Below are 12,989 nucleotides of genomic sequence, written 5' to 3' on the forward strand. Positions count from 1 at the left end.
CTGGAGCCATTTGTGACGTCGTTGCCCGTTGCCGCCGTAGTGCCTGAACTGCTTACCGCCCTTGATGCCTCGTTGCAGGTTTTGCTGACGGCGCCGACTGGTGCCGGGAAATCGACCTGGCTGCCGTTGCGACTTCTTGAGCACCGCGGCATCAAGGGGCGCATTATTTTGCTGGAGCCTCGGCGTCTGGCTGCGCGTAATGTGGCGCAACGATTAGCGGAATTGCTGAATGAAAAGCCTGGTGAGACTGTCGGCTACCGGATGCGTGCGCAAAGCTGCGTAGGGCCGCAGACCCGCCTTGAGGTGGTGACGGAAGGTGTCCTGACGCGCATGATCCAGCGCGATCCTGAGTTGTCGGGCGTTGGGCTGGTGATCCTCGACGAATTTCACGAGCGGAGTTTGCAAGCTGACCTGGCGCTGGCGCTGTTACTGGATGTGCAGCAAGGGCTGCGCGACGACCTGAAGCTGTTGATCATGTCCGCCACTCTGGATAATGGGCGTTTGCAGCAGATGTTACCCGATGCGCCGACGATTGTCTCTGAAGGCCGGGCATTTCCTGTTGAACGGCGGTATCAGCCGTTGGCGGCACACCTGCGTTTTGATGAAGCGGTAGCGATAGCTGCGGCAGAATTCTTGCGCCATGAAAGCGGGTCGCTGCTGCTGTTTTTACCGGGCGTGGGGGAAATCCTGCGCGTGCAGGAACAGCTGACATCACGTGTGGGCAGTGATGTGCTGCTATGTCCACTATACGGTGCATTGACGCTTGCCGAGCAGCGTCAGGCGATTTTGCCCGCGCCGCAAGGTAAGCGCAAAGTGGTGCTGGCGACCAATATTGCCGAAACCAGCTTAACGATTGAAGGCATCCGGTTGGTGGTCGACTGCGCCCAGGAGCGAGTGGCGCGCTATGACGCGCGCACCGGTTTAACGCGGTTGATTACCCAGCGCATTAGCCAGGCATCGATGACCCAGCGAGCCGGGCGTGCAGGTCGTCTGGAGCCCGGTATCTGTCTGCATCTGCTTGCCAAAGAGCAGGCCGAAAGAGCGGCGGCGCAGGGCGAACCCGAGATATTACAGAGCGATCTGTCCGGACTGTTGATGGAACTGCTGCAATGGGGATGCACCGATCCTGCGCAGTTGAACTGGCTGGATACGCCGCCAGCTATCAACCTGCAGGCAGCAAAACGGCTGTTGCAGATGCTGGGCGCGCTTGAGGGCGACAGACTTAGCGTCACGGGGCAAAAAATGGCGGCGTTGGGTAACGATCCCCGTTTAGCGGCTATGCTGGTTAGCACCAACAGTGACGATGAAGCGGCATCGGCGGCAAAACTGGCAGCAATTCTGGAAGAGCCGCCGCGCGGTGGCAGTATCGATTTGGCTGTTGTGTTTTCACGAAATCAGCCCGTCTGGCAGCAGCGTAGTCAACAATTACTGAAACGGCTTAACGTTCGCAGCGGGCAGCCAGACAGCGCGCTGCTCCCCTCGTTGCTGGCGCAGGCGTTTGCCGATCGGATCGCGCGTCGACGTGGACAAGAAGGACGCTATCAACTGGCCAACGGCATGGGGGCAATGCTGGATGCCGATGACGCTCTTGGACGCCATGAATGGTTGATTGCGCCGTTGTTATTGCAAGGCAGCGCGTCACCAGATGCGCGTATTTTACTGGCCTTGCCGCTGGATATTGAAGTGTTGATGCAGAGGTGTCCTGAACTGCTGCAACAGTCCGACACCATCGAATGGGATGAAGCCCAGGGAACGTTAAAAGCACTGCGCCGTACGCGGATAGGCCAGTTGACGCTAAAAGTGCAGCCACTGGCCAAGCCCTCGGAAGAGGAGTTGCATCAGGCGATGCTGAATGGTATTCGCGATAAAGGGCTAAGTGTGCTCAACTGGACACCGGAGGCCGAGCAGTTTCGGCTGCGTTTGCAATGTGCGGCAATCTGGTTGCCGGAGTACGACTGGCCCGCGGTAGATGAGGATTCTCTGTTGAAGACGCTGGAGCGTTGGCTGCTGCCACACATGAGCGGTGTGCACTCTTTACGCGCGTTAAAAGCACTCAATGTGGGTCAGGCATTGCGAGGTTTGCTGGACTGGTCAATGCTGCAACGTCTGGATAGTGAACTGCCAGCGCATTACACTGTGCCAACGGGAAGCCGGATTGCCATTCGCTATCATGAGGATAATCCTCCTGTATTGGCCGTTCGGATGCAGGAAATGTTTGGTGAAGCAAACACTCCGACTATCGCCCAGGGACGCGTGCCGCTGGTGCTGGAGCTGTTGTCTCCGGCCCAAAGACCGCTACAGGTGACGAGCGATCTAAGCGCGTTCTGGCAGGGATCGTACCGCGAGGTGCAAAAAGAGATGAAAGGGCGTTATCCCAAACATGTCTGGCCGGACGATCCGGCGAATACCGCGCCAACGCGGCGCACCAAAAAGTATTCATAATTTGAGAGATTTCTTCTTCTGTCGCAGGGCGGAAGAACTGAGAATCGGCCTTTGCGCCTGAATGTTGCGGAGAAAAAGCATGGCGGGGAATGACCGCGAGCCAATTGGACGTAAAGGGAAACCCTCGCGTCCGGTGAAACAAAAGGTGAGCCGTCGTCAACTCAGAGATGAAGAGTATGACGACGATTATGATGATGATGACTATGAGGATGAAGAACCGATGCCGCGTAAGGGTAAAGGCAAAGGGCGTAAGCCTCGTGGTAAACGCGGCTGGTTCTGGCTGCTGGTAAAACTGTCGATTGTTTTTTTGGTGCTGATCGCCATTTACGGCGTGTATCTGGACCAAAAAATCCGTAGCCGTATAGACGGTAAAGTCTGGCAGCTTCCTGCTGCAGTATATGGTCGCATGGTTAACCTTGAGCCAGAAATGCCGATCGGCAAGAACGAAATGGTGAAGTTGCTGGAAGCCACGCAGTACCGTCAGGTAACGAAGATGACGCGTCCAGGCGAATTCACCGTGCAGGCGAAAAGCATTGAGATGATTCGTCGTCCGTTTGACTTCCCGGACAGTAAAGAAGGGCAGGTGCGTGCGCGTCTGACCTTTGACGGTGATCATCTGGACACCATCGAGAATATGGATAACAACCGCCAGTTCGGTTTCTTCCGTCTCGATCCACGCCTGATTACCATGCTCTCTTCACCTAATGGCGAGCAGCGCTTGTTTGTCCCGCGCAGTGGATTCCCGGATCTGCTGGTCGATACGCTACTGGCAACCGAAGACCGTCACTTCTATGAGCATGATGGCGTCAGCCTCTACTCGATTGGTCGTGCGGTGCTGGCCAACCTGACGGCCGGTCGCACGGTGCAGGGGGCGAGTACGCTGACTCAGCAGCTCGTGAAGAACCTGTTCCTGTCCAGCGAACGTTCTTACTGGCGTAAGGCCAACGAAGCTTACATGGCGCTGCTGATGGATGCGCGTTACAGCAAAGATCGCATTCTTGAGCTGTACATGAACGAAGTCTATCTCGGTCAAAGCGGCGATAATGAAATTCGCGGCTTCCCGCTGGCGAGCCTCTATTATTTCGGTCGTCCGGTGGAAGAACTGAGCCTCGACCAGCAGGCGTTGCTGGTGGGGATGGTTAAAGGGGCGTCAATCTATAACCCATGGCGTAACCCGAAGCTGGCGCTGGAGCGTCGTAACCTGGTGCTACGTTTGCTGCAACAGCAGCAGATTATCGACCAGGATCTGTATGACATGCTGAGCGCGCGTCCGTTAGGCGTACAGCCGCGTGGTGGAGTGATCTCGCCGCAGCCAGCCTTTATGCAGATGGTGCGTCAGGAGCTCCAGGCGAAGCTGGGCGATAAAGTTAAAGATCTCTCCGGCGTGAAGATTTTCACCACCTTTGATTCCGTGGCGCAGGACGCTGCGGAAAAAGCGGCGGTGGAAGGCATTCCGGTGCTGAAGAAACAGCGTAAGCTGAGCGATCTGGAAACCGCGATTGTAGTGGTTGACCGCTTCAGTGGCGAAGTGCGTGCCATGGTTGGTGGAGCAGAACCGCAGTTTGCGGGCTATAACCGTGCGATGCAGGCGCGTCGTTCGATTGGTTCTCTGGCAAAGCCAGCGACTTATCTGACCGCGCTCAGTCAGCCGAAACTGTATCGCCTGAATACCTGGATTGCTGATGCGCCGATTGCGCTGCGTCAGCCGAACGGACAGGTCTGGTCGCCACAGAACGATGATCGTCGCTATAGCGAAAGCGGAAAAGTGATGCTGGTGGATGCGTTAACCCGCTCCATGAACGTACCGACGGTAAATCTGGGGATGGCGCTGGGCTTGCCTGCTGTGACTGATACCTGGATTAAACTGGGTGTGCCGAAGGATCAGCTCCACCCGGTTCCGGCCATGCTGCTCGGGGCGTTGAACCTGACGCCGATCGAAGTGGCGCAGGCGTTCCAGACTATCGCCAGCGGCGGCAACCGCGCGCCGCTGTCGGCGTTGCGTTCGGTGATTGCTGAAGATGGCACCGTGCTGTATCAGAGCTTCCCGCAGGCCGAGCGTGCCGTGCCAGCACAGGCGGCGTATATGACGCTGTGGACCATGCAGCAGGTGGTTCAGCGTGGTACGGGTCGTCAGCTTGGCGCGAAATATCCAGGCTTGCATCTGGCAGGGAAAACCGGGACCACTAACAACAACGTGGATACCTGGTTTGCCGGGATCGACGGCAGCCAGGTGACCATCACCTGGGTGGGACGTGATAACAACCAGCCAACCAAGCTGTACGGTGCCAGCGGTGCAATGTCGATTTATCAGCGTTATCTGGCTAACCAAACGCCAACTCCGCTGGTGCTGACGCCGCCGGAAGATGTGGTGGATATGGGCGTGGACTACGATGGTAACTTCGTGTGTAGCGGCGGTATGCGCACGCTGCCGGTCTGGACTACCGATCCTGATTCACTGTGTCAGCAGGGTGAAATGATGCAGCAGCCGACCGGAAATCCGTTCGATCAATCTTCTCAACCGCAGCAGCAACAGCAGCAACAGCAGCCACCGCAGCAAGAGAAGAAAGACAGCGATGGCGTAGCGGGCTGGATTAAGGATATGTTTGGCGGGAATTAATCTCGCTACCGTTGTACTTCCCCCATATCAGCATGATGCCAATGCGTGCTGATGTGGGGATTTCCCCCTGTTTGACATCCCTGTTTTTACGCCGCTTCCTGACTAACCTCCAGTTTTTAAAGCAAATAGCATTGAAAATCGATTCGATTATTATGTGCCAATCATAAACAATAATTTTTTTGTATTTATTTCTGTGACAATTAAACGTTAAATTTTTTTGTTTTCGTTTTCTGGTTGCATTTTACAGTGAATTTCATAGTGAAAATAATTAAATCCATCTAAAGTATTCTTTTGGTGTATGTATTTTTATCTTCTTAATGTTGAATTAAGTATAAATAATTTATGGGGATATTCTTAATTTAATCAATGTGTTGATTGTTATGTTATTTCACTGTGTGTGGGAAGGCTATTCGCTTTTATTCGTTTATCCTCGTATGATAAATCATCAAAGGGAATATTTTGATGTTGATAGATCTGATGTTTGTATAATATTCATGGAAATATATTGCTCATCATCATTTGCAGCCAGACTCTGTATTTCCTTTGATGCAATCCATTTATTTTAATGTTGATTTTTATGAGCATATGTAAGGAATACGTTATGTGCAAAAAAATTCTCACCGACTTGTTCATGGGCGGTATGTTGGCAGGGATTGTGGCCCCAGCGTTAGCTGTTGATACGGGAAGCATTACTTTTACCGGGAAGATTGTCCCTGACTCTTGCGTAGTCGATGTCAATGGCGCTGGAGGAGAGGGGACGGTTACCTTTAATCAGTTGTCAAAAACTGCGTTCGGCGCAGATAAGAAAGTTGGCGATTCGCAATCTTTTGCCATCACCATCACGGGTTGTGATGAGGCGGTTCAAAACCTCAATATCAAGTTTGATGGGGCAAGCATCCCCGGATACAACGAGGAAGTATTGCAGCCTGGAGGAGAGGCAAAGAATGTCGGGGTTCGTATGCTGCCTGAAGGGAGCAGTAATTATGTGAAATTTGATGGTTCAGAACCGGATGTCGCGCTAAATAAGGCCAACGTTGGGAACGTAATATTTAACTATAAGGCTGAAGTGATTCAGGTGGGTAGCACTGCGCCGACCGCCGGAGATTACACAGCACAAGCTACTTACACCCTGCTTTACCGTTAGTACCTGTCTAACCTGGCCCAGGCTGGGCCAGTATTTCAATGGAATGGAAATATGAAACGATTTATTATCGCATTAACCGCTATTTTCACTATCGGGATTAATCTTGCCCATGCTGGTGTTGTATTGGGGGGGACTCGCGTTATTTATCCTGCTAATCAGGCTGAAGTTCAGGTTGCGCTGAAAAATAAGGATAATGATAAGCGCTATCTTGTTCATAGCTGGGTAAGCAATATTGATGACAGCAAAGCCCCCTTTATTATTACTCCGCCAATTTATAAACTCGATGAAAATCATCAGACATTGTTGCATGTCGTTTATACCGGCAGTCAATCTTCTGTCCCTCAGGATCGTGAATCATTGTATATGGCAAATGTTAAATCTGTTTCTGCGATACCTGAAGCATTGCGTGATAATAATACACTGCAATTTGCCATTAAAACCAAATTAAAGTTGTTCTACCGCCCGGTATCGTTGAAAGAGAGCGAGGCTAAAACCGCCTGGCAGTCACTGCAGTTTAGTCGCAGCCAAAACCAGCTTATCGTGAAGAATCCTACGCCATTTTACGTCACTTTTGGCCAACTCACCGTTGCTGGAAAAGAAATTAAACCCGCTGCAGATGGGAAAACACCTTCTGCATTAGCGATGATGGTCGCGCCGTTTGGCGAGCAGCGTTTCCCTTTATCATCATCGGTGAAAGGGGATGTGGTCTGGACTGCAATTAATGATTTCGGTTCAGAAACCGGGCAGCACAAACAGTCGCTGTAAATCAACTATTGATTTATCACGGGTGGTATTTATGGCTTCTCATCATACTGTTCGGATACTGGCCCTCAATTCGCTGACATTGGCTTTATTTACGATGAGTGGTGCAGTCTATGCCGAGGATTATTTTAATCTCGATGTTCTGGAAACGGGAACACCATTGGAAAATACGGGGGCGCTTGAATCTTATTTACAGCATAACGGGTTATCACCCGGGCGTTATTTAACATCGATTGTCTGGGATCAGGACCGAATTGATAAGCGAAATATAAATTACCTCCTTTCAAAAGATAATAAAAAACTGATTCCACAACTGACCAAAGCAGAATGGCGCGAGCTCGGTGTGAAAGTGGATGCCATACCGACATTAAATAATATTGATGATAATACGCTGCTGGGCGATATCAGCGAATATATCGCCGATGCACACGATGACTTCAACCCGGAGACCCAGGTACTGCAATTACGCATCCCTCAGATATACCGTGACCGGCAAATGTCGGGGGAAAGCAACCCCGCTTCCTGGGATGACGGCATTCCGGCGCTGTGGACGAGCTACTATGTCTCGGGGACGCATCAACAATTGAACGGCGACAGCAATGTATCCAACTGGGCGAGCTTCAATTCTGGAATGAATATCGGCCCCTGGCGTTTGCGTAACGCCAGTAACTGGGGAAATGATGATGGCTGGCAATCCATTAGTACGACGCTTTCCCGTGATATCAAGCGCTTACGCAGCCAGCTTCAGTTTGGGCAAACCGCTACCAATGGTGAACTGTTCGACAGTGTGCAAATGACGGGTATGAAGCTGGAAACGGATACCAGCATGCTGCCCAGCGGGTTGCAGGGATTTGCGCCGGTCGTTCGTGGCATCGCCAACAGCGATGCCAAAGTGACCGTTAAGCAAAATGGTTACACCGTTTACCAGACAAACGTTTCACCGGGCCCATTTGAAATCCGTGATTTAGCGCAGGTGACGGCAGGGGCGGATCTGGAAGTCACTGTGACGGAAGCCGATGGCACGGAAAGGAGCTTTATTCAGGCGAGCTCCTCGGTGCCGATCATGCAGCGTGATGGCGCGTTGAAATACAGCCTGGCGATGGGGAAATATCGCGATACGGATAGCCATGAGAAACCAGAATTTGGTCAGGCAACGCTGATTTACGGCTTGCCGTATGGCATTACCGCTTACGGCGGTGTGCAGGGCGCGTCAATGTACCATGCCGGGCTGGTCGGTATCGGGGCGGATTTACATCATTTGGGCTCGCTGTCGATGGATTTAACCATGGCCAAAACGGCTTTTGACGACAGTCGCTCTGATACCAGCGGCCAGTCGTGGCGCGTGCAGTACGCCAAAGATTTTCCGCTGACCGATACCACGGTCACGTTAGCCAGCTATCGTTACTCCACGTCCGGGTTTTATACCTTTCAGGAGGCACTCGACCAGCGAAATAGTCGCTATGACGACGACAGCATCTACAGCTACCGCGACAGCTACAACCGTCGCAGCCGCCTGCAACTGAACGTGTCGCAGTCGTTACAGAGCTGGGGATCGGTGTATGCCAACGCTTATCAGCAGGACTACTGGGGAATGCAAGGCCATGAGCGCAGCGTCAGCATGGGCTACAGCAGCAGCTGGCAGGGCGTGAACTGGTCGCTGAATTACAGCCTCACCAAAACGCCGTCGACGGATAACGACCAGCAGTTTTCAGTATCGATTAACGTCCCGCTTTCGCGTTGGCTGCCGAATGCCTGGGGCACGTATAACCTGACGAGTTCGAAAACAGGCAACACGTCACATCAGGTTGGCGTTAACGGTACATTGCTGGAAAACAACAATTTAAATTACAACCTCCAGCAAACCTACACGGATAACAACGTGGGCTATGGGGCGTATCTCTCGTCACGCTATCGGGCTTCGGCGGGTGAATTCAGCGCCAATTACAGCTACCAGAAAAATAGCAAGCAGTGGGGCTATAGCGCGCAAGGATCTGTGGTGGCGCATTCGCAGGGGATTACGCTCGGGCAGTCAATTCAGGATGCCTTCGCCCTGGTGCATATCGCCGATGGTGACCACGTTAAAATACAGAATGCGCAGGGGATATACACCGATCGCTGGGGTAATGCGATCGTACCGAATTTAACTAACTATCGGCGTAATACTGTCACTGTGAATACCGTGGGGCGTGACGATCTGGATATTCAGGATGCTTCTGTGGATGTGGTTCCCACGAAAGGCGCGGTGGTGGCGGCTCACTTTAGTGCCCGTTCGGGGAAACGGGCCTTGCTGACGCTGCGGCATGGCCAGGGCGTGGTGCCGTTTGGCGCAGTGGTGAGTATGGACGGGACGACATCAATCGTCGGCGATGATGGTGAAGCGTATGTCACAGGGCTCAAAGGAACGCAACGTTTTGAGGCGCAATGGGGAAATACCGCGCAGACCAAATGTTCGGGCCGCGTGAGCGTGCCGGAGAACATAGGCGCAGGAATTCTTACGGCTACAGTGAATTGCCAATAACGGAAGGCTAGCGAATGAACTCACAAAAAATAAGATGCAGGATGCTAATTTTAATAGCATTTTTATCCTTTTGGTTGTCACCGGCAGTATTGGCCTCGTGTTATTTTTCTGGTGGTGGAGGAAATCCAGCGGAGGTGAATTTTACCATTCCTCAATTGATTGTGAATAGTGATGCACCGCCAGGAACTATTATTTACACGGCAGAAGCCACAAGCGCTTCGATTGCGGTGACATGTGATGCCGACGGCGATATTTATCAAGGATACAATAATGGTTTAATGCCAGAAAATGCCAGACCAGATAATCCACTCCAGGGGGTTTATGAAACGAATGTTCCGGGGATTGGTTTTCGCGCTGCCTGGGCGAATAATACCAGCGCAACATTAAATGAGGGGGCATTAATTAGCCTCTGGCATATGGGCAGTTCCAAAGTACGTAAATCAGATGGTTACTATCCCATAAAGCTTCATGCCATTATTCAGTTTGTGGTAACCGGTGCCGTTTATTCTGGCGGTGGCGTTGTGCATACCCCAAGGCTTTATGCAGACTGGAAATATGACAATCTGGTGATGGGGAAACTGCGTTTTTCCGATATAAGCGTTTTTGTACAATCACAAACCTGCGAGCTAACAGAAAAAAATATTACGGTGCCATTAAATGATATTACCGCTGGGGAGTTTACGAATAATGTCTCAAAAGTCGTTTCGGACGATCGTTTTAAAATCCAGTTAAATAATTGTGATGCCGGGATTCAAGTTGACTATCAGTTTACTTCTGCAGGCTCAACCGGTGTGACGGACGGCACTATTTTGAATATTGCTAATGGTGACAATGCCGCCAGCGGGGTGGGTATTCAAATTCTGGATAGCCACGATAATGTTCTTCGGTTTGATCAAAACTACACGGCGGTTGCGCAGACTACGCAGGATCAGTCTGTCACGATTCCGCTGAAAGCGCGTTATGCCAAAACCGGAACTGTGAAGGGAGGGCAGGTCAGCGCAGTGGCAACCTTTGAAGTGTATTATCGCTAAAGCCAGCCTCTGCTTGCCCTGAAACCGGGGGTTTTCTTTGATTCAACATTCCAGCTTATTTTATTAACCCTTTATTTTCATCTGGTTATTTCTTGAGCCCTTAGTTTTGGTAGGGGGCTGTATTGCTTGCTATCGCATCAAATTTTGGCCTATTATTCCCATCGTTATAATAATAATTCTCGTTTACGTTATCATTCACTTTCATCAGAGAAACACCAATGGCGCGTTTTAAAACTGCTAAGCCAAACTCATCGCTGCGTAAAATCGCAGTCGTGGTAGCCACAGCGGTTAGCGGCATGTCTGTCTATGCACAGGCGGCGGTTCAACCGAAAGAAGAAACCATCACTGTCACCGCAGCACCTGCCGTACAAGAAAGCGCATGGGGCCCCGCGGCGACGATTGCTGCTCGTCAGTCAGCGACGGCGACCAAAACCGACACACCGATTCAAAAAGTTCCTCAGTCTATTTCAGTGGTCACCGCCGAAGAGATGGCGTTGCATCAGCCGAAATCAGTTAAAGAGGCGCTCAGCTACACACCTGGTGTGGCAGTGGGTACTCGTGGCGCATCGAATACGTATGATTACCTGATCATCCGTGGCTTCGCTGCTGATGGCCAAAGTCAGAATAACTATCTGAATGGCCTGAAAATGCAGGGCAATTTCTACAATGATGCCGTGATCGACCCGTATATGTTGGAGCGTGCCGAAGTGATGCGCGGTCCGGTTTCCGTTCTCTACGGAAAAAGTAACCCAGGCGGTTTGTTGAACATGGTCAGCAAACGCCCGACCACAGAGCCGTTGAAAGAAATTCAGTTCAAGATGGGCACTGACAGCCTGTTCCAGACCGGTTTTGATTTCAGCGATGCGCTGGATGATGACGGCGTATACTCTTACCGCTTAACTGGCCTGGCGCGTTCCGCGAATGCCCAGCAACAGGGCGCAGAAGAACAACGCTATGCCATCGCGCCATCTTTCTCATGGCGTCCGGACGATAAGACAAACTTCACCTTCCTTTCCTACTTCCAGAACGAGCCGGAAACCGGTTATTACGGTTGGTTGCCGAAAGAAGGGACGGTGACTGAGCTGCCGAACGGCAAGCGTCTGCCTACCGATTTCAACGAAGGTGCGAACAACAATACCTATTCTCGTAACGAGAAGATGGTGGGCTACAGCTTCGACCACGAATTTAACGACACCTTTACCGTGCGTCAGAACCTGCGTTACGCGCAAAATAAAGTCTCGCAGAACAGCGTGTATGGCTACGGTATGTGCTCCGATCCACTCTATACCAAGGATCCGGCTAACAGTCCTTGCGCCAGCGTTCCTCAGGCCGACTGGAATCACACGCTGACTCGTCAGTATGTTATCGACAATGAGAAATTGCAGAACTTCTCCGTCGATACCCAGTTGCAAAGCAAGTTCGCGACTGCTGATGTGGATCACACGCTGCTGACCGGCGTTGACTTTATGCGTATGCGTAATGATATCAACTCCTGGTTTGGCTATGCGGGTTCTGTTGCGCCGTCCGATATCTATAACCTCGACCGTAGCGACTTCGATTTTGGCTCACACCCAGGCCCTTCAGGTCCTTACAAAGTGCTGAACAAACAGAAGCAGACCGGCTTGTATGTCCAGGATCAGGCGCAATGGGATAAGGTGCTGGTTACTCTGGGCGGCCGTTACGACTGGGCTAAACAGGACTCTCTGAACCGTGTTTCTGGCGTAACGGATTCCCGCGATGATAAGCAATTCACCTGGCGCGGTGGGGTTAACTATCTGTTCGACAACGGCGTAACCCCGTATTTCAGCTACAGCGAGTCGTTTGAACCAGCTTCTCAGACGGGGGCAAGCGGTAATATCTTTGCGCCGTCCAAAGGTAAGCAGTACGAAGCTGGCGTGAAGTACGTGCCGAACGATCGTCCAATCGTGATCACCGGTGCTGTCTATCAGTTGACCAAAACCAACAATCTGATGGCCGATCCGAACGGATCGTTCTGGTCAGTGGAAGGCGGTGAAATTCGTTCTCGCGGAGTGGAAATTGAAGCGAAAGCGGCGCTGTCTGCCAGTGTTAACGTTGTCGGCTCTTATACCTATACCGATGCGGAATACACCACCGACACCAACTACAAAGGCAATACGCCTGCGCAGGTGCCAAAACACATGGCATCGCTGTGGGGCGATTATACCCTTTATGACGGCGTGCTTTCCGGGCTGACGCTGGGTACGGGCGTTCGTTATACTGGCTCCAGCTATGGCGATCCGGCAAACTCCTTTAAAGTAGGGAGCTACACGCTGGTGGATGCGTTAGTTCGTTATGATCTGGCTCGTGTCGGCATGGCGGGCTCCAACGTGGCGTTGCATGTGAACAACCTGTTTGACCGCGAATACGTCGCCAGCTGCTTCAATACCTATGGCTGCTTCTGGGGCGCAGAACGCCAGGTCGTTGCAACCGCAACCTTCCGTTTCTAATTTCTTT

7 protein-coding genes are annotated in these 12,989 nt (G+C 51.8%); all 7 read left to right on the plus strand.

Going from position 1 to position 12,989, the window contains the following annotated elements:
• Positions 1–12 precede the first annotated feature (12 nt).
• Positions 13–2,442 carry an ATP-dependent helicase HrpB gene (gene hrpB, locus OGX99_RS03790; RefSeq protein ID WP_286542711.1) on the plus strand — a complete coding sequence of 810 codons (2,430 nt, stop codon included), beginning with the start codon at positions 13–15 and terminating at the stop codon, positions 2,440–2,442.
• A 79-nt stretch (positions 2,443–2,521) separates the two neighbouring features.
• Positions 2,522–5,059: a bifunctional glycosyl transferase/transpeptidase gene (gene mrcB / locus OGX99_RS03795; protein ID WP_210904455.1), complete on the plus strand. Its 2,538-nt coding sequence runs from the start codon at positions 2,522–2,524 to the stop codon at positions 5,057–5,059.
• A 601-nt stretch (positions 5,060–5,660) separates the two neighbouring features.
• A complete protein-coding gene (locus OGX99_RS03800; protein ID WP_286542715.1) occupies positions 5,661–6,203 on the plus strand; it encodes a fimbrial protein in 543 nt (180 codons plus the stop codon).
• Positions 6,204–6,254: 51 nt separating this feature from the next.
• Positions 6,255–6,968, plus strand: a complete 714-nt coding sequence (locus tag OGX99_RS03805; RefSeq protein ID WP_286542717.1) for a fimbrial biogenesis chaperone — start codon at positions 6,255–6,257, stop codon at positions 6,966–6,968.
• 31 nt (positions 6,969–6,999) lie between these two features.
• Positions 7,000–9,483: a fimbria/pilus outer membrane usher protein gene (locus OGX99_RS03810; RefSeq protein ID WP_286542719.1), complete on the plus strand. Its 2,484-nt coding sequence runs from the start codon at positions 7,000–7,002 to the stop codon at positions 9,481–9,483.
• 14 nt (positions 9,484–9,497) lie between these two features.
• On the plus strand, positions 9,498–10,514 hold the full coding sequence (locus tag OGX99_RS03815; RefSeq protein WP_252838396.1) for a fimbrial protein: 1,017 nt from the start codon (positions 9,498–9,500) through the stop codon (positions 10,512–10,514).
• Between the two features lie 218 nt (positions 10,515–10,732).
• Complete coding sequence (gene fhuA, locus OGX99_RS03820; RefSeq protein ID WP_151216781.1) at positions 10,733–12,982, plus strand: ferrichrome porin FhuA; 2,250 nt, start codon at positions 10,733–10,735, stop codon at positions 12,980–12,982.
• Positions 12,983–12,989 lie beyond the last annotated feature (7 nt).

It is taken from the genome of Citrobacter sp. Cu096 (genome assembly GCF_030332285.1).
GTDB lineage: Bacteria > Pseudomonadota > Gammaproteobacteria > Enterobacterales > Enterobacteriaceae > Citrobacter > Citrobacter meridianamericanus.

Coding starts and splice junctions, on each gene's coding strand:
- OGX99_RS03810 (WP_286542719.1), top strand. CDS start 7,000: ATGGCTTCTCATCATACTGTTCGGATACTGGCCCTCAATTCGCTGACA.
- OGX99_RS03805 (WP_286542717.1), top strand. CDS start 6,255: ATGAAACGATTTATTATCGCATTAACCGCTATTTTCACTATCGGGATT.
- fhuA (WP_151216781.1), top strand. CDS start 10,733: ATGGCGCGTTTTAAAACTGCTAAGCCAAACTCATCGCTGCGTAAAATC.
- mrcB (WP_210904455.1), top strand. CDS start 2,522: ATGGCGGGGAATGACCGCGAGCCAATTGGACGTAAAGGGAAACCCTCG.
- OGX99_RS03815 (WP_252838396.1), top strand. CDS start 9,498: ATGAACTCACAAAAAATAAGATGCAGGATGCTAATTTTAATAGCATTT.
- OGX99_RS03800 (WP_286542715.1), top strand. CDS start 5,661: ATGTGCAAAAAAATTCTCACCGACTTGTTCATGGGCGGTATGTTGGCA.